The sequence below is a fragment of the Labrenzia sp. C1B70 genome (genome assembly GCF_000475395.1).
Lineage (GTDB): Bacteria > Pseudomonadota > Alphaproteobacteria > Rhizobiales > Stappiaceae > Roseibium > Roseibium algicola.
In genome coordinates, this window is sequence record NZ_AXCE01000062.1 from 396,057 (window position 1) to 421,898 (window position 25,842).

Sequence of the window (25,842 nt, forward strand, 5' to 3'; positions counted from 1 at the left end):
CCGCTCAAACGAGAGGCCCCGGCTCCCCGGTCCCGGATCTCCGCTTCGCTGCGTCCGGGAAGACGTACCGAGGGCTGTCTTCAAAAGAATCCGCCGCTCAAAAGTGTCGGGCGGGTCAATCTGAATGACTCAAAAGGCTGTGCGTTAAAAAGAGAAAAAGCGTGTCGCCTGAATTCGAAAGATCGCGACACGCTTTATTTGTTGACGCTGACGTCATACTTCGAGATTGCTGGCAGCTTCGGCAACAAGCGAGCGCGCACGATTTGCGTCTGCGATCTCATGCGCCAGCAGCAAGGCGAGCTTGGCGAGGTAAAGCTCCCGTTGAGCGGATCCGATGGCATCGAGCTGTTCGGCCAAGGCCTCGTAAACGGTTTCCAGATCGGCGGGCGTCATGCTTTTCCTCCAGCTACTGCAAGCTCGAGAGCTTGGCGGATTGCCTCTGTTGAAGCGGTTTGCCAGCGCGCTGCAATGTGCATGTCGGGCCGGACAAGATAGGCACTGCCGGCCGAAGCCGCGAGCACTTCAGCTGCTTCCGAGCCCGGCTGCAGCACGACCCGGGTAAAATCCAGGTCGGCGAGACGATCCGCCACCTCTTTACTGAAGGCGATCAGCGAGAATCCGTCACCGAGCAAGTCGGACAGGAACCCGTCACCAACGCGCGCGTTCGGCAAGACAGCGCCGGGTTTTGGCCCACCATCGAAGTTTTCGTCGTCCGGGGTAACAACCGGACTGTCGGCATAAGTATAGGGTGTCATCTGGCGCGGGTTGGCGAGCTCTCCCGCAAAGGAGTGGCTGAGCGAAAGATTGAGAGCTGCGTCGCGCATCAATTGCCAGCCTGCCGTCGGAGGTGTCATGAAACGGGCGGACTTGGAGGCGTTCCGAAACACATCCAGCGTCGCCCCACGCCGCTCGGGCGTGTAGCTGTCGAGGAGATCCGGACCGGCCTTGCCGTTCAGCACCCAGGCGAGTTTCCAAGCAATGTTTTGGGCGTCGGCGAGACCGTTGTTGAGGCCACGTACGCCAAAGATCGGCACGATGTGCGCGCTGTCGCCGATGAAAAACACCCGGCCGTCGCGGTAGTCATCCAGCGCCAGGGTGTTGGCCGAATAGATGCTCCACCATTCCAGATCCCAGTCTCCGTCATAACCGATTTCCGTCAGAACGGCGGCCACTGAGGCACGCACGGTGTCTTCGCGGATGGCTTCGGCTTCGTCCTCGCCATCGCGAAGCTGATAGTCGATGCGCCAGATGTTGTCAGGCTGCTTGTGAACAAGGATCGTTCCGCCCCGGCGACAATCCGGATCGAACAGGGCGCGTCGGATCGTCGGGTAATCATGCTCCATCTGGACGTCGGCAATCACGTAGCGGCCTTCAAAATTCTCGCCCTTGAGCCGCAGACCGCGCAAGCTCCGGACGGTGCTGCGAGCACCATCCGCCGCCAGCAACCAGTCGCAGGTCATCTGGTAGGTGCCATGCGGATCCTCGATTGCCAGTCGCACACCCTGCTCAAGATCTTCCAGACCGCAGACCCGGCTTTGCGATCTCGTTTCGATCAGCGGCTCCCGCTGGATCGCATCCCACAGGTACTGCTCGATATATTGCTGTTCGAGGTTGTACATCGGCCGGTATTTCTCGCGCGGACTGTCCGGCATTTCAAATTCGAGGATCTGCCTGCCGCGATAGAAGCTGCGGCCTGTGGTCCAGCCGAGTGATTTTTCCAGAAAGGGCTCGACTGCGCCAAGCCGGTCGAGAATGTGGTAGCTCTGCCGGGCGATACAGATCGCGCGGCTGCCGTCGTTGAAGGTGGACTTCGCATCCAACAGGACGCAAGCAATTCCTTCGCGGGCAAGTGCCAGCGCTGCGGTCATTCCTACCGGCCCCGCTCCGGCAATGGCAACACGTGCAGGCCGGGTCAGATGCGCACGGTCCGTCGGCGCTTCGAAATGCGGATAGGTGAAATAGAGCGAGTCCGTTTCGGCACGTCCGGCTGGCCTCATTTGAGGATCCTCCCTGATTGTTGGCAGAAGATTAGGAGCCTTGCCGTCTCGCGTCTGTCCCCTTTCGGGGAGGACATGCTATCAGCATTTCATGAGCACTCCGGACGGACACACCACTGCCTGTCACATTGAAGCCTGCCTCGCGGATCTGGGCACGGATCGGTTTGCCCAGACCTTTGTCTCGTTTGTCGAAACGCTCGGTGTCGACCAGATCATGGTTTTTGCAATCGAGAACACGCAGGCTCGCTGCCTGCTGTCGTGGCACTTCAGCCGCTCCGTCATGGCCGGAAAACTTGCCGAGACCTATCTCGACGGCTGGTTTCTCAAGGATCCTCTGTTGCCCGATCTGGTGGCGTCACCGCCTCAGTCCGTGACCTTGAGCCGGCTCGCCGAGATCGAGGGCCGGATGAGCGCAGACTACCGGAAGCTCTTTTTCGAAAATCCCGGCATGCTGGCAAAGACGACATTGCTTGCGGTCGGAGAAAAACTGCGCCTTTTCGTCAGCCTCTATCAAAGCGATCCTGCCGCTCCCCTGTGTGATCCGGATCTTGCACGCCTTGCAGGCCGTCTGGCTCTGCTCCATTTCGAAAAGGCATCGGACACGGACCTGCCACCGCCTTTGGCGGCGCTCAGCGAGCGGGAGCGTTCGGTGTGTCTGGGCATCCTGTCAGGTCGCAAGGCGGAGGCGATTGCAGCAGATCTCGACGTCGCTCCCTCGACAGTCATCACATACCGCAAACGCGCCTACGCAAAGCTTGGCATTGCCTCCAGAGCCGGCCTCTTCGCAATCTGCGGGAAGTAGCTGCATCCCGCCAGGGCGAGCTGCGTCAGACACCTGCAACTCGTTGACAGGCACCAAGGGCGCTCCTAATGATGCTCTCATGTGCGAAGAAGATACTCATATCGTTTCCCGGTTCGCTTGCATCCCAAAAGGCGGGATGCAGGCTGATTGTGTACGCTGAGTTTCAAGCGTTTCGCGCACCTGCACCCCCGCCGGATCGGGCGGGGCTTTACCTGTTGCGGTGCGCGCCGTCCATCGGCACTCTGATGGAGAAATAAATGGCACAAAACATCTATGACGAACCGGCCTTTTTTGAAGGCTACAGCCAGCTGCCCAGGTCGCAGTTCGGCCTTGACGGGGCTCCCGAATGGCCTGCTATCCGGGCACTGTTGCCGGAAGCAAATGGGCTGCACGTTGCCGATCTCGGCTGCGGGTTCGGCTGGTTTGCCCGCTGGGTCCGGAGCGCTGGTGCTGCGCATGTACTCGGTTTCGACCTGTCTGAAAAAATGCTTGCCCGTGCGCGGGACGAAACCGAAGACGATGCGATCGTTTTCCGGACTGCTGACCTGGAAACCCTGAAGCTGCCTCAGGCAGCCTTCGACCTGGTCTACAGCTCGCTCGCCTTTCACTATATCGAGGACTTCAACCGGCTGGCCGGAGAGATCTTCAGATCACTCAAGGCAGGAGGCAGTTTCGTCTTCAGCATCGAACACCCGATCTTCATGGCACCAGTAGAACCTGGATGGATCGAACTGAACGGCCGGAAGTCTTGGCCGGTCAACCAGTATCTTCGCGAAGGAGCACGGGAAACCAGTTGGTTGGCCGATGGCGTCGTCAAATACCACCGTACCATCGGCACCACGCTCAACACGCTGATCGCGGCAGGTTTCACGGTTGATCATGTACTGGAATGGTTCCCCGGCGAAGAGCAGATCGAAGCCATGCCATCGTTGGCGGAAGAGATGGAGCGCCCGATGATCCTGATCGTCAAGGCACGCGTTTGAGTCCGGAGCGCGGGCGGTTCAAGAACGGCCGCCCGCGCTTCCAGCGCTCAAGGCACTCATCTGCCTTGCCGTTTCCTCGTCTGCGGGAAAGAAGGCCTCGATGGCGATTTCGGACAAGGTAACATCCACGGCCGTGCCGAACACCGTCGTGGTGCTCAGGAAGCTCAAGGTTCCGTTGGGGCCTTGCAGATAAAGCGGAACGGCGATGCGTCCCTTCTGTGACGGTACCTCGGTCCGTGATTTGCGCGACCGCTCCGGAGCCATTTCGGCGAGTTCCTCCCTGAGCGCGGCAAGCTTCGGGTCGGCGGACTGATCTACCTCATGTGCGAGGCGTGCAAGAATATGGGCGTGCCATTCACCGAGGTTGAGGATGCGTGGTGCCAGGCCTTCTGGGTGCAGGCTGAGACGAAGCACATTTACCGGTGCTTCCAGCAGATGTGGCGCGACGCCGTCCAGCAGGGCAAAGATCGCCTGATTGGCGGCCTGCAGCTCCCAATGCCGGTTCACGGCAAGGGCAGGGTGGGGCAGATGTCCGTCGAGGATCTGCCGGACAACAGCGGTTGCCGCGGCAAGTTCAGGCTCATCCAGCCCGTGCTGCGGATATTGCGGGGCATGGCCTGCCGCAACAAGAATGGCATTGCGTTCACGCAAGGGGACATCCAACTGTTCGGCAAGATGCATCACCATGTCCCGGCTTGGACGAGACCGTCCTGATTCCAGAAAACTCAGGTGGCGCTGAGAGATATCCGCTTCACTGGCCAGTGCAAGCTGGCTCATTCGCCGGTGTTGTCGCCACTGGCGCAGCAGGTCACCCGCCGTTTCCGCTGTTCGTTTCATGAGCATTACCCTGCCGGCGCGGTTTCGAAGATTCAATTACCTGCGAAGTAATCGACTTCAGAACATCGATTGGCAATCCTCTTGTCATCGCCACTCGCAGTGTGCGGGTGGATTTCACGAGTGGAGACAGATGATGACCAAATCGAATTCAGGTGTTTCGTTACAGGTGGTTCTACGGTTTGACGCGCTGACCTGTGCGGTGATGGGTGTCCTGCTGGTCGGCGCATCCGGATGGATTGCCGGATTGACGGCACTTCCGAGCGAGCTCCTTTTGTGGGCAGGTCTGGCTTTGTTTCCGGTAGCGGTTTTCATGGGAGTATTCGCGTTTGCCGGTCAGGTGCCTGTCTGGGCGTCAAGCCTGGTAGTTGCCGGCAATCTTCTTTGGGTGCTGGCCAGTTTGCTGCTGCCGTTGACGGGCCTGTTTGCGCCCAACGTGCTGGGCTGGGCGTTCCTCTTGGCGCAGGCCGTCGTCGTGCTCTGCTTCACCTGGCTGGAGTGGAAAGCCGCAAGGCCGCAGTCCGTCATTGCGCAACCGCTAGCTTGAAGAGGCCGGACCATGACCTGTTACGCCATCGGCCATCTGCGCGAAATCGAAATGGGGCCCGACATCGTGGCCTATCTGGAAGGGATCGACGCAACGCTGGCCCCCTTTGACGGCCGCTTCATCATCCATGGTGGCCAGAAACATCAGCTGGAAGGCGCGTTCCAGGGGGACCTCATCGTGATTGCCTTTCCTGACCGGGTACGGGCCGAGGCCTGGTATGCATCGCCGGCCTACCGGACGATCCTGCCGCTGCGCCTGAACAAGGCGGTGGGCGAGGTGTTCCTGATCGAAGGTGTCGACGCGGATCACAAGGCAACGGACGTGCTTTCGTGATCTTCCGGCGAAGTCGCAGCACGAAAAGGAAAGGCCGGTCCCGATGAGGAACCGGCCTTTTGACTTGTTGTCCTTGCCTGCGTCCTAGAAGCTGATGGCAACTCCCATCAATGGGCCGTGTGTGATCGTGTCATAGCTGAAGGCGGATCGGCCGGACTTGCCGTTGTCATAGTCGACGCCGGTTGCCTTGTATTGCAGATGCAGCGCGACACGATCGTTGAAGTGATAGCCGACACCGCCTTGCAGACCCCAGGTGAAGTCCGATACCAGGCCAAAACCACCGACGTTACCGCTGCCGAACAGCGACCATTTGGGTGCCACGAATACCTGCCCGCGAACGCCGATCACCGGATCGATCCATTGTTCGGTGATTGTTTGAGTAAAGGTGTTGGCTGGCGTGTTGGCACTGACCTTCAGCTGATTGTACCACCAGCGCCCCCCGGCATAGGCTTCGGCCCAGTTCCGGTCCTGATGCCAGAAGCGGTAGCCGAAGAAGGCTTCGGTCACCAATTGCTTGACGCCAGCATCGATACTGCCGCCGACACGTGGGAAACTCCGGCCCTTGCCAAGGTCCATGTAGGCCACGTCCAATGTTGCTCCGAAACGATTGTCGTAAAGCGCCTCGAAATGACCCATCGCCCCGAATTGTAGGTTCTCGAAAATGGTTCCGGGGGAAACGTCGAGCGACGTGTTGGGCAATCGGCCGATACGGCTGTTTCCCTGAATGGTCGGGGCAAGCAGGTAAGGCGCGACGACGAATTTCCACGCTCGGTCGACACGCACATCCGGTGTGTCAACCGGAGCAGGCGCTTGGGCCAGATCGGCAGCCTGAGCACCCCCGGTCAGCAGGCTGGCCAATATCAGAAGAAATGCAGCTCTTTTCATATTACCCCGCCCCTGTTGGGTCCCTATTTCGGGAAAAGAAAGGTCACTGCAGCCCGTGCGCCGAAGCCCTCCGGGCCGTTGTCGGAACTTGCTGCATAATACCGAACACCTGCCTGAAAGCTGATGGGTTGCTTGTCGATGGTCACAAGTTTGGCAACCATGGCGTTGATCGGCACGGACCATTCGTCCGACGTCCAGTCATAGGTGCTTTCCGAGTTCAGCGTGAAGGTCCAGGCGTCGTCGGTCGTGTAGGACAGAAACGGCTGCAGGAAGGTCGAATTGACGTCGCTACGATTATCGTCACCTGCGTATGACCAGACGTGGTTGACTAGCCCGCCATAGGTCCACGGGCCGGATTGACGCAGCACAACGCCCGTCGGACCGGCGCCCCATTTGCGGGTGCTCAACAGGTCGTCGGTACCTGTGGGCAGCAGCAACACCGGACCAAGGCCCCAGATGATCCCGCCGGACGTTGGCTCCTTTGGCGAAAAGAAGAAGCTCTGCGTCGTGTCGCTGAGACCGAACTGCGTGCCTGAATTTCCGGCAATGTCATCCTGCCAGACAACGGGCAGGATCGTTCGAGAGATCAGGTTCCAGTCCTCGTTGAGCGAGAACGGCACCACGGGCTGTATGTTGAGCGTGACCTTGTTGCCGTCGGCAGGGCCAAATCCGTGATCGTAGTTCCATTGAAACGGAACGCTGATGAGAGACGCCACGGGATTGGAGAGCTTCTTGGCAAGTTCGGAATCCTGAGCACCTGCCGGTGTCATCTGGAAGAAAAGCGCCAGAGCGCCCAAGGTAACCAATTGCTTCATGGTCTCATGCCTTCCATGCTCAAGAGAACTGCCCTTGCAGGGGGTTGATCATCTATGTGACCCAGAAGCTCCTTCCGGGTTTTGTGGATGTACTTCTGGAAATGGCAATCAGGAGTATAGCATGCCTTTTCGTCTTATTGCTGTGAAAGCTGTTGCCTGTAGGATTGCAACGTCGGGTCCGAAGGATTGGCAACCAGGGCCTTTTGCAGACTGAGCTGCGCTCCCGCCATGTCACCGACTGCCATCTTGATGCGTACCTGCATCACCCAGGCATTGATCATTTGCGGATCCAGCAGCGTGACTTCCTCAAAGGCTGCTATGGCTGCCGGGATATTGCGAAGAACGAGCGCAGTTCCACCAAGCACGAGCTGGGTCTCCGGAAAATCCGCCTTGTTCGCGAGTGACTGCTGCCATTCGGTTGTGGCACTGGACGCAGCCTCGGCCATTTGGTCCGGCATATGGGCAATGGGAGCGCCGATCATGAGACGGGCCGCGGCAATCCGGACGGCTTTGACCGGATCACTCAAGGCAGGAATGATCCGCGGAAGCCGCTGGGTTGGCGGAACCGGCTGCTGTAACGCCAGCACTCCGGCGCGGACGATTGGCTCCGGATCTGCCAAAAGGTCGGTGACGGCCTCGGCAATCTCCGGTGTCGCAACAGGCAGCAGCAGGTCCAGCGCGCTCGCCCGAACGATGCCCGGGTAGCTTGCCTGATGGGCGACTGCCAGAAGGTCCGTGGCGTTCACGCCCGGGTTCTGCCGTGCCGCCGAAAAGATCTCTGCAAAATGCGGCCCACGGTGACGACTGTCCGGAAACCGCTTTTCAAGTTCTCCGGCCGCCCAGGCGGCAGACTTGTCGGTGTGGCAGTCGTTGCAGGCATTCGGCGTGCCGAGCTTTTCAGAAAGATCCGGCCGTGGAACGCGGAAGGAATGATCTCTTCGCCCGTCGATGCCCATATAGACGCGCTCGATCATGTGGCAGGATTTGCACTCGGCGCCCGGCGTCTCCGGTTGATGGAAATGATGGGAAGGGTCGTCATAAAGCTTGCCCGTCAGCGACGGAAACGCCTCGTTGCCCGCGGAACTGTGGCATTGTGTGCAAACGGCGTTGCCTTCCGCGCGCAATTCTCCGCTGTGTGGCTCGTGGCAATTGCTGCAGCTTACGCCCTTGGCATACATCTTTGACTGCAGAAATGAGCCGTAGACATAGACCTCGTCAAGGATCTGCCCGTCGGCGTGATAAAGGCCTTCGCGTAGTGGCGATAAACGGTAGGCATCATGGAACGGTGTACCAGGCACCGGATTGCCGTCCTCAAAGGCTTCGCGGCGCGAATGACAACCTGCGCATTGCTGGATTTCCGCTTCCGGCTGGCCTTTTGCAAACACCGGTAGAAGACCGGTCGGCCCGGTTCCGGGGAAGGGGCTTTTGCCGTAGGTCTCCGGGTCTTTCGCCCAGGCAAGATGGGCGGCCCCCGGTCCGTGGCAGGCTTCGCATCCGACGCCGATTTCCGCCTGCCGGCTGGAGTAGGTCCTGGTGGCGGGGTCATAATTCTTTTCAAAGCCGGTGGCGTGGCACTCGGCGCAGCGGGCGTTCCAGTTCTTGTAAGGTCCGGTCCAGTGCAGCCCGTCTTCAGGCGGTGGAGCATCGTCTCCGTAAAGGTGGTACCAGCGCTTGTTCTGCTGGTCCCAGACCACGTCGAAAGACTGAACCCGTCCCGGTTCCGTTTCGACAAGATACTGTTGCAGCGGAGCAATTCCGTCGACGCCGATCACCTTGAATGTTTGCGTCTTACCCGGAACGTCGCTCGTCTCGATGAAATAGTCGCCGTCGCGTGTGAAGAAGCGGCTGGTGCGTCCCTTGTGCGTGAACTGCGAATTGTCGAAGTCCGCGTCGACCGTATCCGGTCCGGGCTCCATCCATGCCTTGGAATGGTGTGAAGCGCGCCAGGCGCCGGTTTCCGCCTCGTGGCAACCGGTACATGTTGCGGTGCCGGCATAGTCCGGAACAGCGGCAGAAAGGTTTTCGGCTGCATTGGCGCTCTGGAACCAGAGCACGGCAAGGAGCGCGACGAGCAATCGGGTGAACAACATTCTGTGCGCTCAAACCTCTCCGTCAAAGCCGCTGGGTAAAACGAGACGTCTGTTTCTGCCGGTACTTCCTGGTGCTTGTGCAAGCTCAATGCGGAGAAGCTGCTGTCTACCGGCTGCTTCTCCGCACAGCTTCGTCTCGCCGATGCCTAGTCGAGGTCTGAACAGGGAACGACGTGTTTCTGGCCGGCAGCATCCGTTACCTGGCAACCATTGTCGCTGTTCGAACTGGCGATTGCAGATCCGACCAGCGCACCGGTTGCTGCGCCAACGGCCGCACCGGCCAGGTAGCCGCCAGTCGGGCCATAATAGGGGCGGCCGTAGTAGCCATGGCTGCTGTTGTTTTCCACGACCACGTTGTGACCACCATGATACCCGCCGTGATATCCCCCGTGGTAACCACCGTGATAACCGCCATGGTATCCGCCGCGGACAACGTCATGGGACATTGCTATCCCGCTGCTGCCGAGGAGCAGGGCAGCGCCAACACCAAGAAGTCTGATCGTGCGAAGCCTCATTCCTTTTCCTCCAGTTCCAGCGTTTCCTTGACGTCTTCCCAATAGGCGAGCCGCTCTTCACAGTTGATGCTTTCGAGATCGCGAGCAGAGCCAAAACCGACGGAGGCCGCATAGTCGTAGGCGGCATCTTCACCGTGGTCGTAAAGGACGTGCACAAACAGGTGGCGGGCCTGGTCACGGAAAGCTTTTTTCTGGTCGTCAGGCGTGCAGGCATAGGCATTGCCGACATCCAGTCCGAGTGTCCGCATGCGCTCTTCCATGCGTTTTTGTATCTTTTGGGGATCGTGCGCCAGCGCCGGGCCGGCAAATGCCAGTCCTGTCATGAGGGCGAGGCAAAAAATTCTTTTCATGATCTATCCTTGCAGCTTGCATCGCCCTCGGTCTGTCCCTTCAGGTCTCCGAGCCGGGCGCGGTGCACTCCAGTTGCTGTTCAATTCATGTGTCTTTTCCGGCTAATCTATTCCGGAAAGATCTGCTTCCAATCGTCTTTCATGCTGATGATATGCCAACCTTCCTTCGGGGCGTCGTCCAGCCCCTTGTTCAGCGACCCGAAATGGGTATCACGATCATAAGCATATTCTCTATCTGCATCATCATGATGGACAAACATGCCGAGGCGCTTGCCGGAACCGGCAGTCGTGTATTGCAGCATCTGATAATCGCCGTCGGAATTGCCGAAGGCTGCCAACGGACGCTTGCCGATGTGGGTCAGGATGCCGACGGGCTTGCCGGCCTTGTCGTCGACAAAGGCAATCTTGGGTGTCCGCATTAAGGTGGGAACGCCGTCGACGACCTCGTATTCAGTGACAATCGATGAGCCGACCACCTGCTCAGGCGGTATGCCGTAGATCTCTTCGGTCCAAGGACGCATGAATTCGATGCCGCCACCGGAGATGATGAAGGTCTTGAAGTCGTTGGCACGCAGATAGGCGAGAAGTTCCAGCATCGGCTGATAGACAAGCTCGGTATAGGGCTTGTCGAATTTCGGGTGCTTGGCAGTTGCGATCCAGTCGGTGACCGTCTTTTCGAACTCATCCGTGCTCATCCCGGCATGAGTCGCTGCGACGATCTCCATCAATCCCTTTTCACCGGCCTTGCCGAGGGCTTCCATGTCGTTTTCCAGAACGGCCTGGAAAGGCTGGGTCGTCTTCCATTCCGGGTGGTCCGGTGCCATTGCCTTCACCCGGTCGAGCGCAAAAGCAAGCTGGGTGTACATGGGGTGCTCGACCCACAAGGTGCCATCATTGTCGAAGGTTGCGATCCGCTCTCCCGGTGCCACGAAATCCGCGCCACCTTCGCTCGTTACGGCTTCGACGAATTCGACGATCGCCTGCTTGTTCGCGCCATCGTTCCACGATGGCAGCGGGTCGGTTTGTGCAAGGGCACCCGATATCCAGACGCTTGCTCCCAACAGGCCGGAGACCATTGCGCCGAAGAGGAATTTGACCTTCATAGCTGCAACCTTCCAAATTCGTGTTGTTCAAGGCGATGTCCGCCCCGGACTTTGCCGGGGCGGACACTCAGTTACTTCGTAGATCAGTTGCCGGTTGGCAGGCCGATCGAGAAGCCGTCCTTGGCGAGAGCCTCCTGAACATATTTGAACCGCTGATACTGGCTGAGCGTGATCGGACCGGTATAGGTTTCCGACTGCAACTTGCGCGGCGGATATTTGATGTAGGACTTCATGAGTTCCGTCACCTCGTTGTTGATCACCGGCAGATACCAGGTGCGTTCAGTGAAGTTGTTCATGAACATGTCGTAGCGCTCCTGCGGATCGTCCAGCAGGTTGAACACTTGCGGAACAGTAGCAACATAGCTGTCGGGGCCCTTCCAGCCAAGGTTGCTGTCGACTGCCAAGCCTCCGGTGGTTGCGCCATCGTCACCGCGCAGGTTGAAAACGGCCTTGTAGTTGCCGACGCGCGCTGCACCGGGAGAAAGTTCGTTCTCGGTGAAATAGAACCAGGCCTTTCGGCCGGAGTCACCGGAACCTTCCCACACAGGTGTCATGTCGTAGCTGTCGAAGATGATCGGCTGGCCTTCGCGGTCTTCGGTCGGCAGCGTAATGCCGGCAGCAGAAGCGAAAGTGGCCATCAAATCGAGACCGCCGACGACTGCGGCACTTTTCGTGTCCGGTTTGACGTGCCCGGGCCAGCGGACGATTGCCGGAACGCGGTTGCCGCCTTCACGCACGGTGCCCTTGGTGCCTCGGAACGGCGTGTAACCGGCGTCCGGATAAACGTCCTGCCAGGCGCCGTTGTCCGTGGTCCAGAAGACGATCGTATTGTCGGACAGACCGAGCTCATCGAGTTTATTGACCAGATTGCCGATGCGGCTGTCCAGTTCGACGACGGAGTCTGCATATTTGGTTTTGGAGATCGATTTTCCTTCAAACTCCGGCGCCGGCATGTTCGGCTGGTGCACCTTCATGAAGTTGACGTTGATGAAGAACGGCGTGTCCGGCTTCTTCGCAGCTTCTTCCAGGAACTCGAGCCCCGCCTTTTCGACGTAGCCATCGAAATAGGGAATACCAACCACGCCCTTGTCCGGCGTGTCGACGTATTGGCCGTTGATCTTGAAGTCCTCTGTCGGCTTTTCACCGGCCTTGCCGGACAGCGACCCCTTTGTAACCTTCTCGAACATCTCGCGCAGGTCCTTCGGCATGTCCGGGAACCAGGTCGGATCGGCATAGGTGTAGGCGTTGAGATGGTAAAGACCGACGTATTTCATCACGTCATAGCCCTGGGCATTTGGCAGCGCGTAGTCCGCTTCACCAAGGTGCCATTTGCCGGTGAAATAGGTGTCGTAGCCACCGGTTTTAAGAACCGACGCCAATGTCCACTCGGCCGCGGGAAGGCCGCCACCCTGGCCCTGGAAGGCCACCGTTGTCATGCCGGAGCGGTTGGGAATACGGCCTGTCTGCATGGCTGCGCGGCCCGGCGTACAGCTGGGCTGGGCGTAGAAATGCGTGAACATCATGCCGTCGTCAGCCAGCTTGTCGATGTTCGGAGTCGGCATGCCGCGGGCTTCACCGCCCAGATACGGGCCAGTGTCACCGTAGCCGGTGTCGTCCGAAACAATGAAGAGGATGTTGGGTTTTTTCGCGTCTTGCGCGAAGGCCACACCTGACAGCGCTGTGCAGGCCATGCCTGCGACCGCCAGTCCGGTTACTATTCTGGTCAACATACCTAATGGCTCCTTTTTGGACCATTCGTGGAGTAGGCCGATGACGACCCGTCGATAGGTGCGCCTCCTGTCAGGAAGCTTGAAATTTCCCGTTCAAGTTCTTCAATCACGGAGCGATAGTCGGCAGCCTTTGCTTCATCGTTCTGCCAACGTTCAAGGGCACAACATGCGGTTGCGTAGTCCTCGCAAAGTGACAAGAAGGAAGGATGAGCGTTGCACAGGCGGCGAAGGGCAAGTTCGTCCACTTTGAAACGACGCATGATGAGAGCTGTTGTCGGCATGACGACACTGCCCCGTTGTCGAATAATCACGGAAATTCCAACAGGATTACGTACGGGACTCAGGGGCGTTACAAGGTATGAACAGGTACGAACAGGAGTCTGAGGTGGTGTGTTCACCAAGATTGTCGGCTATAGTGCTTCTTACGGATGACAAAACTTATGGCGATGGACTATCGTTCAACTAAATTTATTGTCCGGCCCTTTCAGGGGGAATTATGCGGTCTGGCAGACAACAAATAGTTGCGTCGGGTGATGTCGAGGAGTTCGATTGCCCGGAACGAGTTCGGGAAGAACTTTCCCGTGTCCTGCACAGCGATCATTTTCACGCAACGCCCAAGCGCCGCGCCATGTTGACTTTCCTGATAGAGGAAGCGTTGGCCGGGCGCGCGGACACGCTGAAGGGCTACGTTATCGGGTTGGCCGTCTTCGGTCGTGACGAGAACTTTGACCCGCAATCAGACCCGATCGTTCGTCTGGAGGCCCGCCGACTGCGGCATGATCTGGACAGTTACTACATCGCCGAAGGCGCGCGGAATCCGATCCGCATTTCCATTCCCAAAGGCCAGTATGCGCCGAAGTTTCATGACAATCTGGCCAGTGTGACTGCACGGGACGGCTCGACCACCGGCAACGATGAGACGGCAGATTCTCATGTGCCGGAAGAGGTCAATGCGTCGCCAAGACCTGCACGAACCTCACCCAGGCTGCCATGGCTGGTTGCTTTGGGCGCGGTGCTGTTCGCACTCCTGGTGCTCGGAGCCGCTTTCGTGATGTACTTCGTGCCCCCACAGCAGGAGCGTCTCGAGACTTCGAAACCTTCCGTGATGGTTCTTCCATTCAGCGTTACCTCGGCTAATCCGGAACAACAGATATTGGCGGCGGGTATTGCCGAGCAGATCATGACTGCCCTGAGCCGGTTTCCGGACTTCCGTATTTTCTGGCCCCCCGTCGGAACCAAGACAGCCGAAACCTTTGATCCGGTTGAAATCGGCCGGCAGGAAAACGTCTCTTTCCTGATTACCGGATCTGTCGGGTCGGAAGACGGGATTGTCCGTGTCAGTGCGAAGCTGGTGCACAGCCCCAGCAAGCGGGTGCTCTGGTCGGGCAGCTATGATCGTATGCGCAGCCGGACGACTCTGCTGGAAATCGAAAAAAGCATCGCCTCGGAAATCGCTACCGTCGCTGGTCAGCCCTACGGTGTTATCAAGTCGGAACTCGCCGGTAACCTGTCCGTTGGAAGTGAACCGAGCAACGACAGTTTCGAATGCGTACTGCGCGGCTACGTGTACCGGAGGAACTTTTCAAGGCAACTGCATGCAACAGTCGAGGCGTGCCTGAATAGTGCGGTCAAACGGGACCCGGGTTATGTTGAAGCCTGGGCTATGCTCGGTTGGATCTATCTGGATGCTGGTCGCTTTGGTCTGGCAGCAGACGGAAACAAGGAACTTGCCTTCGACCGTGCCTTGGACGCCGCGTCACATGCCCTGAGCCTTGATGGCAACAACATTCTGGCGCTCAAGGCGCTGTCATCGATCAATCACTACATGGGAAACATCGAGGAAGGGGAAAGGCTTGCCAAGAAAGCACTCGAACTAGATCCCAACGATCCGGACACACTGGCTCAACTTGGTTGGCGGCTGTCCGTTGTGGGCAAGTTCGAGGAAGGCATTCCCTATCTGGAAAAGGCGATCGAACGTACGCGGAACGCGCCCGGCTGGTATTTCCACCTGATTGCCATAAACCACCTGCTGAACGGCCACTACGCCGAGATGCTGACAGCGGCGAAGAAGGGCGTTCTGGACGGATCCGGAGTGAGCTGGTGTCTTGTCGCTGTTGCCCAATCGAAACTTGGCAACAAGGAAGCGGCTCGTGCTGCGTTGGAAAAGATGGCCGACGTTTCTCCCGGCCTGAGCCGTGACCCAGGTGCCTTCCTCCGCTCCCATCGGGCTAGCGAGCAGATTGTTACTTCCCTCATGGCAGGACTGAGAGAAGCAGGATGGACCGCCCCTGCCGGACAGTGAGGTCCGGCGAAGCAGCCCGGAAGCTTTCCGGGACGGTTGTGCTATTTGCGGCAGCCGTTCCGGAAAGCGTGTTCTGAACGAGTTGCGTGCGGTTAGCAGCCCGGTGTCATCGAAGTGCCTTCGGACATTTCGCCTGCGCAAGCGTCCGGGTCGCCATCCGGGCCCTGGTCTACTGAACTCAGGCCGCCGATCGGAGGTGCCGCGCTACCGTTCTCCAGGCCGTCGCCGGACTGGTTGCTGGATTGGCAGCCGCCCAGGGCCAGAAGCGAAATCAGAAAGGCAGCGGAGAAAAATCTTACAATCATTTTGGTCACTCGCATGCGCCGCATATGGCGGGAGTTGGAAGGCGGGGCGCAAGTGCGTGCTTTTCGGATAGTGAACTTCTTGCGCTCGTATTGATTGTCACGATTTTTTGTTTTGCTGCAATAGCCCCATCGGTACAGGCGCCCGATTTATCTTGCGGTTTGCGTTCTGAGGGGGGCTTTTGTCAGTCACCGGCCACGAAGTAATGAAGCGTGCCATCAGGACCGATGCCGACGCGATAAAATGTCCAGGCACCGAAATCCTGCATTTCAGCAAAGTCGCCTGCGGTAACGATCCGGAACAACTCCACTTTCTGATCGGGTGTCAGATCGTGAAGGGGGTAACGGGCAAAATACGGCCAGAGATACATTTCCTGGGGTGTGCCTGCATCCACATGCAAGAACCCTGCATCCATGATGTCGGCGAGAATGGCCAGGATCTCGAAGCCTTCGCCGTCACCGGAGATTTCCTTCAGAAAGTCTATCGGGTCGTCGATTTGCCCGAACGAGACCGTAGGAGGCAGTTCGTTGCTCTCGAACACCATGCGCAGCCGTTCCATGTTGCCCGAAAGCGCTGCTTCCTTCAGCTGGGCCTGCATGCGCTGCACAGGCTTCGGCAGATAGGACGTGCTGTAGAGCACCTGAGGCAACTCGGCGCTGGCCGGTGCAGGTGCTTTGGAACCTTCTGCGGCTGCCGGCTCCCCGGTTTCGGGCGTGGCGAGGTCTTCTGCCGGAATTGCGGGTGCATTTTCAGGCTCGGACGGCGCAACCGGAATTGTTTCCACCTGGACAGTCTTGGCGAAACCCGGGGCTGCGAGCGCTGTGCCCGCCAGAAGAGCGGCGGCAATAACCGCAGCCTGATAAATCCGACTCATGAAAGTTCCTCGTTTATCCGCACCTGCCGGTCCCCGTCGTATAACACTGGCACAAGCAGGCATCGCCCCGCGCCTTTCCTTAAACAATTCATGCGAGACTGAAAACATCGGGACTGGAATTTCCTCTTGTCTTGTCACGACGCCGCGGGGCCGCTATCGAGAGGTCCGTTCGCTTTAAAAGTAATATCAAGGGTCTAGAAAAGGACCGGCCGTGTCGTTTTTCGAATATGCACTGATCGGGTTTTTTGTTGGCATTATCACAACAGCCCCGGTTGGTCCTGTAAACATCATGGCCATTCAACACGCCGTGCATGGCGGGTTTCGACAGGGTGTCTTCGTGGGGCTGGGGGCTGTCGTTGCCGACACCATCTTTGCGGCTGCTGCGATTTTCGGCATCTCCGCGGTCACCAATTTCATCGAAGGCCAGTTCGACCTCATCGAGATCGTCGGCGGAGCTCTGCTGATCATTTTCGGCATCAAGATCTGGAACACCCATCCGCATCTGACCCGGAACGGCAATCCGAGAGAACATGGATTTTTGGCCGATGCCACCGCAGCCTTTTTCATGGCGATCACCAATCCGGGTGCAGTGCTTGCCTTCGTGGCGATATTTGGTGGTCTCGGAGATTATCGCCCCCAGACGGGGGATCATTTCGGCGCATTGGTGATGGTTGCCGGTGTCACGGCAGGGGCGACCACCTGGTGGGTGCTCGTCTCGGCATCCGTTTCACACTTCAAGTCGCGTATCGACGATCTCTGGCTGGATCGTGCCAACCATATTGCCGGATTTCTGCTGGTCGTGTTCGGCGCGCTGATCTATCTCAAGCTGGCGCTCGAAGCGGCAGGCGTTGGGCTGATCACGTAGCACGGGCCAAGCGTAAATACACCTGAATCAAAAAGGCCGGGCAACCGGCCTCTTCAGAATGCGTGTCGTGAGCGTGCGTTTTACTGAAGTACGCGGTTCACGGTGTAGTCGCCCTGCAGGATACGATCCGGCAGGCCTTCAGCCAATTTGGCCACGGCATCTTCACCATAGGCAGCAACCAGATCCGCAAGTGCAGTGAACATCGCCGCGTGAGCGACGGCGTCCGCATCTACACCATTGGCGATGGCTTCGGCCCAGGCGTCGGAAATGAAGCCGAGTGCAGCACGTCTGATGTCTTCGTCTTCAGCAAATTCGGCTTCCATTGCCGCGTCGGCGTAATCGTCGTTTATCATTCGCTTCCTTACCGGTCCTTCCCGAACGCAAGAGGGACAACTCCCGCGTGTTCCTGCCCCGAATCTTGAGTAATGATCCTAGCACGGCGAACCGCGCTGATAAGTAACCGTGAACGCAAACTTAACGGCCACCCACAAATTTGATTCAAAAGGTTAACCAACTCGTAACGATTTGAAGATTTCTGCGAAAATTACCGACCATAGCGACTGGTGACGTCGCTGATGATGACCTCGCCTTCGCTCAAGTACTGTCCCATTGCGAGACGGGCAGCCTCTGTGCACTCTCGGTAAGCAACTGAGAAACCACGATAACCCTGGTTAAATCGCTCAATGAACCTTCGGCGGCGATTCTCGTCCAGCGTTTCAGCGTCCAGGAAATCTTCCATGCGGTCACGCCAGCTCGGGTTATCGCTTTCCTTGCACAGCGGTCGCAGGAAATGCAGAGCTCCGAATATCTCCGACAGACGCATGAGTTGCTGTTCGTAAGGGGGCGCGTCGATCGCGGTTTCCTGCGCCGATACAACCTGCACCGGGCACATGGCCGCAAGGGCCAGAACAACAGCAGTCCGGGACAGGAAAACGTGCATTCGGCGTTTGATCATGGGCGGATCATGCTGAACCCGGCGCCGCACCGCAAGCACTATGGCAAGTTGATCCAAAGATTAGAGGTCTGGTTGCTTGGCTGAAGGGATAGTCAGGTGCCGCCGAATGCGGTCCGGCGTACCAGGTGTGGTCAACAGCCCGTCGAGATCTTCCAGGCCGACCCAGTCGAGCGCCGCGGCATCATCGGCGGCAACTGCAGTTCCCGATACATAAGGCCCACAAAAGACAGTCAGGATGAAGTGAGTGACGACACGGCCGTCATCATCTCTCTGGATGGAATCGAAGGTCTCGACAGGCTCGCTGATCGCCGCAGTGACACCGGTTTCCTCCAGCAGTTCACGCGCGGCCGCTTCCTGAAGGGTCTCCCCAAGCTCGATCACTCCACCAGGCAAACTCCAGTGATCCTTGAAAGGAGGCCTGCCGCGCTTCACCAGCAGGGCACGGCCATCACGATGGCACAGGACACTGACACTGGCGCGTGGCGCTTCCGGATAAAACCTGGACATGGAACCTCTGCGGACGGAAAGACGGCTGATTCTGCCCGGGCACAATAAGCCGTCAGGCCTTATGCGAACAGAGCGTCGATTTCCGCCTGTGCGCCTTCGCCTTCGTGCTGCGTCGCTTCGGGTTCCACATGGCCGTGGATGACGGCACCGGCAACGGCTATCAGCGGCTTGATTTCGTTCGTGGCCCGGTCGGCAATGTCAGTCGCAATCATTGCGGGATCCGGTGTCTCGCGCAGCTGGTCCTGAATCTTGCCCACGAGCCTGTTTATGCCCGCAACCTGTTTTTCCAGGTGTTCGCGCAAGAAGTTCGGGGCGGCATGATAGGCCATGATGGCCAGGTTCTTGTCCTTGAAACTCGAGTTCTCGAAATGGCCCTCATAGTCGAGCGGCTCCCACTCCAGAACATCTTCGGCGCAATCCGGCATATCCGGCAGCATTTCCAGAAGCATCATGACTTCATTGAAATGATTGAGATAATCGGTCGCCAAACCGGTTTGGGGATTAATGTTTGCCTGTTCCAGCCTTTCGGCTGCCAGCTCCCCGGCGCCCAAAACTGGATGCAAACATTCCATACCGGTCCCCCTGTTATTGACTTGGGGCCTACGGTACTTCTTTTTTATTTCCAATTGCCTAACTTGGCGGAACCCTGTTTGCCCCGCTTCAGGGGCCCCAACCGGAGAAAAACGATGTGCGGCCGCCTGGCTCTGACGACACCACCGGACGCTGTGCGCAGCTTCTTCGACTACGTCGATCAGCCCAATTTTCCGCCGCGATACAACATTGCGCCAACCCAGCCGCTGGCCATTGTGCGGCAGACGCTCGACGGCACACGCCGCTTTCATCTTGTGCGTTGGGGCTTGATGCCGCCCTGGGTCAAGGACCCGGCAAGCTTCACACTTCTGATCAATGCCCGGGCGGAAACAGCGTCGCAAAAACCGTCGTTCCGCAATGCCATGCGTCATCACAGGTGCCTCGTGCCGGCGTCCGGCTTTTACGAGTGGCGTCGCACGCCGGAAGGCAAGCAGCCTTTCTGGATCCGTCCGGCGGAGGGCGACGTCATGGGCTTTGCCGGCCTTTGGGAAACCTGGTCGGATCCCGATGGTGGTGACATCGACACGGGTGCAATCCTGACGATCCAGTCCAACCGGATGATGTCTGCGATCCATCACCGGATGCCGGTGATCCTGAAACGGGAAGATTTCGGAACGTGGCTGGATGTTGCCAACGTCGACAGGCGTGAAGCCGAAAAGCTGCTGCAGCCGGTAGAAGACGATTTTCTGGTCGCGACGCCGGTTTCCAACCGGGTGAACAAGGTCGTCAATGACGATGCTGATGTGCAGCGCGAGATTTCGCCGGAAGAAATGTCGGTGCCCTTGAAAAAGGTTGCCAAGCCGTCAGCTGCGGAGAAATCGCAGGAGGACAAGAACCAGCTCGATCTGTTCTGAACCGTCGCAGGCATCAGAATTGCCGTGCAAAAGTCGGCTCATGGCTGTAGGGCAGGGGCTCAGCCGCAAGGATGGATCATGAGCAACGACGACACGCCTGAATTTGAGCTAGACGAGGCCTTGGAAGAGGACGCATCGGAGAACGAAGCGTTGGCCGAAGCCTATAATCGAGGTCTCGCCCTGCAGAAATCGGGCGATCTGGCAGGTGCCGCGCAGGCCTATCGCGAAGCCCTTGCGCTGGATCCGGACGACCCGGGCGGTGTCAGCATTCGTCTGGCGGCAATCGGCGCGGAAGCCGCCCCTCAGAAAATGCCGGATGCCTATGTCGCGACCCTATTCGATCAGCACGCTGATGTGTTCGACGACATTCTGGTCGATGAGCTTGGTTACTGCGTGCCTCTGCTGGTTCGCGATCTCGTCCAGAAGCTTGAGATTGGCCCATTCGATCGATTGCTCGACCTCGGCTGCGGCACGGGTCTTACAGGTATGGCTCTTGCCGATTGCACGGGCCACCGGACCGGCGTAGATCTCTCCGAGCGGATCGTTGAACTTGCCTATGACCGGGAAGTCTATGACGACCTTTATGTGGGCGAGGCCGTCGCATTCCTTGAGGAGTTCGAGGAAGACGATGGCTCTCGTCCCGGCTGGGACATGATCGCGGCAACCGACGTGTTTCCCTATCTGGGGGCGGTTGAACCATTTCTTGCCGGTGCAGTTGACCGTCTGAAACCGGGCGGTTACCTGGCTTTCTCCACCGAAACCCTGTCTGACGAAGCACTTGAAGGGCGTCCCTACATGGTCGGGCCGAAAAGCCGGTTTGCGCAGGGGGAAGGCTATATTCGCTCATCTCTGGATGCGGCGGGCTTCGACATTCTCGCGATGGACCCCATCACCGTTCGTCTCGAGGACGGAGACCCAGTCCCCGGGCACCTTGTGATTGCGCGGCTGCGCTAGAGCCCATGCGCTGAAGAGCATCTCTTCGGCTCGACATTCAACGGGAAGGCCAAGGATCATCTGCCGTTCCATCATGGCCGATGGCACGGCAGACTATCGCCTTTCCGTCAGTCAGCCCTTTGCATGCGCAGATAGGGTTCACCGTCGGACGTTCGCTTGACGGCGACACCGTCACCGTTGATCAGAACGACGACCCGGCTGCGAAAAGCAGAAAAACTGTCGAAGGTGACCACATCCACGGGCGTGTCGAACTTGATGGTCACCCGGTACTGGCCTGCCGGACCAACCCGTGTCAGCGACAGCACCTCTCCTTCGAAAGGCTGCTTCATGTAGGTGCCCGAGACACGGTTGCCGACGGCAAACTGCATCTGGTTTGGTCTGGCGGCTGTCGCGGATACGGTGTTCCAGTCCTTGAAGCCGTATTGGGCGGACAGGAGTTCGAGCGCCTGGCTGTGGGAGATATCCTGCCCCTTGGCAGCTAGCGCGGCGCGCAGGCGCTTGGCCTGTGCTTTGAGATTGGCAACGCTGGGCAGCGTCATGGGATTACCTTTCCAAGAAAGGCAGGCGGTAAGGTGTTCGCCAATTGGCGGCGACCCGTTATGGGGCCCGCGTTGCCATCAGCCTGCACTGTCTCGTGAAGGTCGATCAAAGCTGCAAGATGTCTTGCGCAAGGGAATTCACCATGGCCGAAGCCTGCGGGCGGCCGGTTCCCTCAAACCGGCGCAAGGCATACGCCCCGGTTCCAGCTCTGTCAACGCGGCAAAAAGAAAGCCGCTGGCGCGGCTTCAAGGAGAGGGAGGTTAAGATGAAACACCCGGCGGTTCTTACCGCCTGAGTTCGACCGCGCCCCGTCGGACGCAGAAGGGTGATTGCCCTGAATTGGGGGCAGGGCAATCGCGGAGACGGGCAAGCCCGCCGCCGCAGGTTTTCCGAGGGAGGGGTGTCCCCGGAAACAGATCAGGCGTGGACCAGCCGCTTCAGGAGTTCGACTTCCTGTGCAAGGGTCTTGTCCTTGGACACCATGTCCTCGATCTTGCGGACCGCATGCAGCACGGTGGTGTGATCACGGTTGCCGAACCGCCGGCCGATTTCCGGCAGTGAGCGTCCGGTCATCACCTTGGCGATATACATCGCGATCTGGCGCGGACGGACCAATGTGCGCGCCCGGCACGACGACAGGAGGTCTGCCTTGGTAACGCTGAAATGCTTGCACACCACCTGCTGGATCTCTTCCACCTTGATGGAGCGCGGCTCGCCGATCCGCACCAGGTCGTGCAGGGTCTTTTCCGCCAGGTCCATCGTCACCGGCTGTTTCGTCAGCTGGTTGTGAGCGAACAGGCGATTGAGAGCGCCTTCCAGGTCGCGGGCCGAAGCGATCACGTAGCGGGCAATGTAGTCGGCGACATCTTCGGGAACGGAGAAGCCCGGATGTGTGCGACGCGCCGCGGTGATCCGCTTCTTCAGGATGTCGTGGCGCAGCGCATAATCGGTTGACTGGATGCCGACGACTTCACCTTTCTGGATCCGGTAGCGCAATGCATCGCCAAGCGTATCGAGGTCTTCAGGCGAGCGGTCGGCTGCCATGATGATCTGGGTCGGCGACTCCATGAGCAGTTCCAGCGTCTTGCTGAACTCGTCCGCAGCCTGCTTGCCATGCAGGAACTGGAGATCGTCAACCAGGAGCAGGTCGATGGAGCGCATTGCCTGCCGCAGCACCGGGAAGGCCGGCGTTCTGAGAGCTGGCACCAGATGGTACATGAAGAATTCGGCCGACAGATAGGCAACCTGCCGTCCCGTCTTGCGAGCTTCGGCCGCCGCTGCCTGCAGCAGGTGGGTCTTGCCGATGCCGGTGGACGAATGGATATAGAGCAGGTCCAGTGTGCCCTGGTGGCCGGCAGCCATCTGGCGCACGGCGGCACAGGCAAGGCTGTTCGAGGCGCCTTCGGCAAAGGTGTCGAAGGTCAGCTTCGGATTGAGAGACGCACCGTTCAGGAAATCCGCCGCCGCATCCTCGTTGCTGTCCGCAAGGCACGGAATGACCGACATGCCATGGGACGCGCCGAATTGAGGCGTGCTGCTGAAGGGGCCGGGACGGCCGCTTATCCGCCGGGCGGAGATCGCTTTGGGGGCAAGACCGACATTGAGTTGACGAGGACGCAGAGCACCGCGAACGGTCAGCTCGATACGGTTGATATCGTCCTGCTCGCGTTTCCAGAGGCCGACGAGCTGCTTCTCGTAGTTGTTCTGGATCCAGTTTTTAAGGAAGCGGGTGGGCACCGACAGGCGGACTGCATCGCCCGTGGTTTCTTCGTGTTTTACTCTGCCGAACCAGTTGGAAAATACATCGTCACCGAGCTCGTTTCTCAGTTCCTTTTTCACACGATCCCATTGATCCGAACCAGCTAAGTTCTGAACCTGCATTGTGGCCTCCATTGGAGGGACCGTTTGGAACCGCTCCCCCCCTGTGCACTGTCTATGAGCAACGACGTTCCGCCTCGCTGCCCGTTTCTTTCGTTAGGTCTTTTGCCCATTTTGGGTCTCCAGACCGGATGGCTTATTAGCGCCTATGAAACACCATTAACCTTTTGCTTACCATATTTACAAATAGCTTATTTTTATGAGGTCATAGACGTTTCATATTGTAATTTTTGTAGATGACGGGCACTGCGCATGTAAATTTTACATAGCGAATCTTGCGTTTCGTCATCGTCAGGACATGCCGCAAGTCCCGACCCAGTTGTTCTCCTGTTGCTGTTTCCGCTCTGCCTGTGAGCTTGAAGACGATTTTAGGAAAAATTTAACTTTTCAGGATTTTTTCTGCGAGTTTTCAAAAGGACGCTGTCAAATTAAGAAGTTTAGCCAAGGAAAAAACCGGCTTAAATAGAAAGATCATGTCGTTTATGACAGGGGTGCATATGCGCCGGTTCTCCCGTCACATGGTCACTGAATCGGCTACCGTTCCACCTAACCGGTCTGGCAGGTCCGTATGGTGGTGGAAGCTGGGGAAAATGGGACGCCTGAAAACAGGCTTTATGACCGGCAAAACCAGAACCCGGGCCTGGTTGCTGTTCCCGTAAACTGCTGACAGATCAGGATCCTGGCCGTATCAATGCATACGTTGATGGGGCATTCGTATTTGGCAGATCGAACGAACCTTATCCCCAGCACCGAGGAAACTTCGGCAACCTGCCAGTTTTGACAATTGATCCCTTGAGGCTGTTGCGGGCGGAGCATGCCTTCCCGGCACTAGGTGCTTTTACATAGCTGAGACCTGGCGCTTTCCAAGTAGAGATCAGTAAATCACGAAGTTCGGCTACGCCGACGTGGCGAAACCGGCTTGGGGTGCGCCGGCTCCGCAGCTTGTCAGCTCAAGTTGTCGTCTTGAAAACATTCGCAACAGTCGAGAACAGATTGTTTCTGTTCGTGTGCACATCTATCGGAAACTTTGGGCCGGTGTTCGCCCAGATGGGCGCGTCGTTGGGCAGGCCGGGACCCCGTTGCACCGAAACGAGGCCAAAGCCGTCGTTGTCCCAGTATCCGTTCGGGAAACCGGGCGCAGGCGGACCGCCCCACCAGGTGTAAATGTTGGGGGCTTCAGGCTGGTTCCACAGTTCATCGCAATATTCGAAGTAGTAAAGCCCGATACAAAGCGGATGAGCAAAGGCCTGAGGCAGCATTTTCTGCGCAACTTGCGCCGCCTTGCTGCAGGTCTGATCGTCGGCATAAATGGTTCCTGGGTTGTTCGGGTCCCGGTGACTGGTTGCCGGCATGCCCCACTCGGTGAAGAGAACGGGTTTCAGCGCCTTTGGCGGCAGGTTGCCGTAGTCCTTGAAGATGCTTTCAAAGGTCTCGGTCTGGTAGGTGTTGACGCCCCAGAAGTCGATGCTCGGGCAGTTCTCCATGTAGGAGGACGCCTTCAGGGGAATGTTCGGGTCGTCGTGGGTGGCCATGCCGGCCAGCTTGCCAGGAGCTTCTTCCTTGACGATGGCAGCCATTTTCTCCACCTGGCCCCACCAGAAAGTGGCCCATTCCGGATTGTTGTAGCAAACGTCGGCGCCGTCCTGTTCGTTCTGAATGGTGAACCCCATCACCGCCGGATGATCTGCTACGGATCTGACGGTTTCCCGCAGGACATTCGTCCAGTAGTCGATCTCTACCTGTGAGGCCTGGTCGTATTGGGTCTTCCAGAACATCGTGGCAGGCAAGGGGATGCCGACCAGGACAGACCGGCGCATCTTTGCTTCTGGCGGAGCGGACTTGTCCCAGGCCAGGTCCAGAAAATTCTTATGCGTGAAATAGTGACCATTGTCCCAGGGGGAAGGGAAGGTTCCGTTGCCTTCCAGCTGCCGTGACAGCATGCAGTAGACCCGCAGTGCATTGTTGTGGAGGTTCCTGAAATTGGGGAAGTCGCGGGACAGCAAGGGTGACCAGCTGGAAATGAAAGTGGAGCCTGCTTCGAAGTCGTCCCAATACCAGTCCCCCAAGGCAGGGGCATAGGAGTTGGAACCGTTGATCGGGGCCGGGGAATAGCAGACCCCTTTCAATTTGACCTTCTCGGTCGTGGGCTGCTGTCCGTCTTCGGTGAGTTCGCAGTAAAGATTTGCGGTTCCATTGCTGTCGACGGAACATGTCCATTTGGTTGTCGTCATGGTG

Annotated in this window: 28 protein-coding genes; 8 read left to right on the top strand and 20 right to left on the bottom strand. The window is 58.3% G+C overall.

Features of this window, described 5'->3' with window-relative positions:
* Nucleotides 1-213: 213 nt before the first annotated feature.
* Both Q666_RS62710 and Q666_RS62715 read right to left on the bottom strand, forming a co-directional pair.
* Nucleotides 214-393 (bottom strand): hypothetical protein, encoded by a 180-nt coding sequence (locus Q666_RS62710; RefSeq protein WP_023001905.1) that lies wholly within the window; start codon nt 391-393, stop codon nt 214-216.
* A complete protein-coding gene (locus tag Q666_RS62715) occupies nt 390-1,997 on the bottom strand; it encodes an FAD-dependent monooxygenase (RefSeq protein WP_023001904.1) in 1,608 nt (535 codons plus the stop codon). Before Q666_RS62715 ends, Q666_RS62710 begins: the two co-directional genes overlap by 4 nt.
* Nucleotides 1,998-2,088: 91 nt before the next feature.
* On the opposite strand from Q666_RS62715, the gene Q666_RS62720 reads away from it, so the two are divergent.
* Both Q666_RS62720 and Q666_RS62730 read left to right on the top strand, forming a co-directional pair.
* A complete protein-coding gene (locus Q666_RS62720) occupies nt 2,089-2,799 on the top strand; it encodes a helix-turn-helix transcriptional regulator (RefSeq protein WP_023001903.1) in 711 nt (236 codons plus the stop codon).
* Nucleotides 2,800-3,056: 257 nt separating this feature from the next.
* A complete protein-coding gene (locus Q666_RS62730; protein ID WP_023001902.1) occupies nt 3,057-3,782 on the top strand; it encodes a class I SAM-dependent methyltransferase in 726 nt (241 codons plus the stop codon).
* 18 nt (nt 3,783-3,800) lie between these two features.
* Here Q666_RS62730 and Q666_RS62735 read toward each other — a convergent pair whose 3' ends face one another.
* Nucleotides 3,801-4,619, bottom strand: coding sequence for a helix-turn-helix transcriptional regulator (locus Q666_RS62735; RefSeq protein WP_031269694.1), 819 nt, complete (start codon nt 4,617-4,619; stop codon nt 3,801-3,803).
* 133 nt (nt 4,620-4,752) lie between these two features.
* Here Q666_RS62735 and Q666_RS62740 point away from each other — a divergent pair, with 133 nt between their 5' ends.
* Both Q666_RS62740 and Q666_RS62745 read left to right on the top strand, forming a co-directional pair.
* Nucleotides 4,753-5,163 (top strand): hypothetical protein, encoded by a 411-nt coding sequence (locus Q666_RS62740; protein WP_035910102.1) that lies wholly within the window; start codon nt 4,753-4,755, stop codon nt 5,161-5,163.
* Nucleotides 5,164-5,175: 12 nt separating this feature from the next.
* Nucleotides 5,176-5,496, top strand: coding sequence for a DUF1330 domain-containing protein (locus Q666_RS62745; protein ID WP_023001899.1), 321 nt, complete (start codon nt 5,176-5,178; stop codon nt 5,494-5,496).
* A gap of 84 nt (nt 5,497-5,580) precedes the next feature.
* Here the strand turns inward: Q666_RS62745 and Q666_RS65295 are convergent, their stop codons facing one another.
* From Q666_RS65295 to Q666_RS62785, 8 genes are all read right to left on the bottom strand, one after another.
* Nucleotides 5,581-6,381: a hypothetical protein gene (locus Q666_RS65295; protein ID WP_023001898.1), complete on the bottom strand. Its 801-nt coding sequence runs from the start codon at nt 6,379-6,381 to the stop codon at nt 5,581-5,583.
* Between the two features lie 23 nt (nt 6,382-6,404).
* Complete coding sequence (locus Q666_RS62755) at nt 6,405-7,196, bottom strand: hypothetical protein (protein ID WP_023001897.1); 792 nt, start codon at nt 7,194-7,196, stop codon at nt 6,405-6,407.
* Nucleotides 7,197-7,330: 134 nt separating this feature from the next.
* The gene (locus tag Q666_RS62760; protein WP_023001896.1) at nt 7,331-9,286 is read right to left on the bottom strand and encodes a multiheme c-type cytochrome; all 1,956 of its coding nucleotides are present in this window, start codon (nt 9,284-9,286) and stop codon (nt 7,331-7,333) included.
* A 146-nt stretch (nt 9,287-9,432) separates the two neighbouring features.
* Nucleotides 9,433-9,801, bottom strand: coding sequence for a hypothetical protein (locus tag Q666_RS66495; protein WP_023001895.1), 369 nt, complete (start codon nt 9,799-9,801; stop codon nt 9,433-9,435).
* Nucleotides 9,798-10,151 (bottom strand): hypothetical protein, encoded by a 354-nt coding sequence (locus tag Q666_RS62770; protein ID WP_145915829.1) that lies wholly within the window; start codon nt 10,149-10,151, stop codon nt 9,798-9,800. The genes Q666_RS66495 and Q666_RS62770 overlap by 4 nt, the downstream gene beginning before the upstream one ends.
* Nucleotides 10,152-10,258: 107 nt before the next feature.
* A complete protein-coding gene (locus Q666_RS62775; protein WP_081713408.1) occupies nt 10,259-11,227 on the bottom strand; it encodes an HAD family hydrolase in 969 nt (322 codons plus the stop codon).
* Between the two features lie 110 nt (nt 11,228-11,337).
* A complete protein-coding gene (locus tag Q666_RS62780) occupies nt 11,338-12,945 on the bottom strand; it encodes an arylsulfatase (RefSeq protein ID WP_023001892.1) in 1,608 nt (535 codons plus the stop codon).
* 41 nt (nt 12,946-12,986) lie between these two features.
* Entirely contained in the window at nt 12,987-13,295 is a 309-nt protein-coding gene (locus Q666_RS62785; RefSeq protein ID WP_152533462.1) for a hypothetical protein, read from the bottom strand.
* A gap of 185 nt (nt 13,296-13,480) precedes the next feature.
* Here Q666_RS62785 and Q666_RS62790 point away from each other — a divergent pair, with 185 nt between their 5' ends.
* On the top strand, nt 13,481-15,286 hold the full coding sequence (locus Q666_RS62790; RefSeq protein ID WP_031269691.1) for a tetratricopeptide repeat protein: 1,806 nt from the start codon (nt 13,481-13,483) through the stop codon (nt 15,284-15,286).
* Nucleotides 15,287-15,378: 92 nt separating this feature from the next.
* Here Q666_RS62790 and Q666_RS62795 read toward each other — a convergent pair whose 3' ends face one another.
* Together Q666_RS62795 and Q666_RS62800 are read right to left on the bottom strand one after the other, a co-directional pair.
* Nucleotides 15,379-15,591, bottom strand: a complete 213-nt coding sequence (locus Q666_RS62795; protein ID WP_077290667.1) for a hypothetical protein — start codon at nt 15,589-15,591, stop codon at nt 15,379-15,381.
* 182 nt (nt 15,592-15,773) lie between these two features.
* The gene (locus Q666_RS62800) at nt 15,774-16,463 is read right to left on the bottom strand and encodes a hypothetical protein (protein WP_023001888.1); all 690 of its coding nucleotides are present in this window, start codon (nt 16,461-16,463) and stop codon (nt 15,774-15,776) included.
* A 211-nt stretch (nt 16,464-16,674) separates the two neighbouring features.
* Here Q666_RS62800 and Q666_RS62805 point away from each other — a divergent pair, with 211 nt between their 5' ends.
* A complete protein-coding gene (locus Q666_RS62805) occupies nt 16,675-17,328 on the top strand; it encodes a LysE family transporter (protein WP_023001887.1) in 654 nt (217 codons plus the stop codon).
* 80 nt (nt 17,329-17,408) lie between these two features.
* On the opposite strand, the gene Q666_RS62810 is transcribed toward Q666_RS62805, so the two are convergent.
* The 4 genes from Q666_RS62810 to Q666_RS62825 all read right to left on the bottom strand — a co-directional run bounded on the left by Q666_RS62810 (nt 17,409) and on the right by Q666_RS62825 (nt 19,362).
* Nucleotides 17,409-17,681: a hypothetical protein gene (locus tag Q666_RS62810; protein WP_006933467.1), complete on the bottom strand. Its 273-nt coding sequence runs from the start codon at nt 17,679-17,681 to the stop codon at nt 17,409-17,411.
* Nucleotides 17,682-17,872: 191 nt separating this feature from the next.
* Nucleotides 17,873-18,283 (bottom strand): TIGR02301 family protein, encoded by a 411-nt coding sequence (locus tag Q666_RS62815; protein WP_077290665.1) that lies wholly within the window; start codon nt 18,281-18,283, stop codon nt 17,873-17,875.
* 60 nt (nt 18,284-18,343) lie between these two features.
* The gene (locus Q666_RS62820) at nt 18,344-18,790 is read right to left on the bottom strand and encodes an NUDIX hydrolase (protein WP_023001885.1); all 447 of its coding nucleotides are present in this window, start codon (nt 18,788-18,790) and stop codon (nt 18,344-18,346) included.
* Nucleotides 18,791-18,849: 59 nt separating this feature from the next.
* Nucleotides 18,850-19,362 (bottom strand): hypothetical protein, encoded by a 513-nt coding sequence (locus Q666_RS62825; RefSeq protein WP_031269690.1) that lies wholly within the window; start codon nt 19,360-19,362, stop codon nt 18,850-18,852.
* A 114-nt stretch (nt 19,363-19,476) separates the two neighbouring features.
* Here Q666_RS62825 and Q666_RS62830 point away from each other — a divergent pair, with 114 nt between their 5' ends.
* Both Q666_RS62830 and Q666_RS62835 read left to right on the top strand, forming a co-directional pair.
* Entirely contained in the window at nt 19,477-20,235 is a 759-nt protein-coding gene (locus tag Q666_RS62830; protein WP_023001883.1) for an SOS response-associated peptidase, read from the top strand.
* Nucleotides 20,236-20,313: 78 nt separating this feature from the next.
* Nucleotides 20,314-21,189, top strand: coding sequence for a methyltransferase (locus Q666_RS62835; protein ID WP_023001882.1), 876 nt, complete (start codon nt 20,314-20,316; stop codon nt 21,187-21,189).
* A gap of 107 nt (nt 21,190-21,296) precedes the next feature.
* Here the strand turns inward: Q666_RS62835 and Q666_RS62840 are convergent, their stop codons facing one another.
* The 3 genes from Q666_RS62840 to Q666_RS62855 form a co-directional block, all read right to left on the bottom strand.
* Entirely contained in the window at nt 21,297-21,728 is a 432-nt protein-coding gene (locus tag Q666_RS62840) for a glyoxalase superfamily protein (protein ID WP_023001881.1), read from the bottom strand.
* 418 nt (nt 21,729-22,146) lie between these two features.
* The gene (dnaA, locus tag Q666_RS62850) at nt 22,147-23,610 is read right to left on the bottom strand and encodes a chromosomal replication initiator protein DnaA (RefSeq protein ID WP_031269688.1); all 1,464 of its coding nucleotides are present in this window, start codon (nt 23,608-23,610) and stop codon (nt 22,147-22,149) included.
* Nucleotides 23,611-24,557: 947 nt separating this feature from the next.
* Nucleotides 24,558-25,838, bottom strand: a complete 1,281-nt coding sequence (locus Q666_RS62855) for a hypothetical protein (RefSeq protein WP_023001878.1) — start codon at nt 25,836-25,838, stop codon at nt 24,558-24,560.
* Between the last annotated feature and the right edge of the window lie 4 nt (nt 25,839-25,842).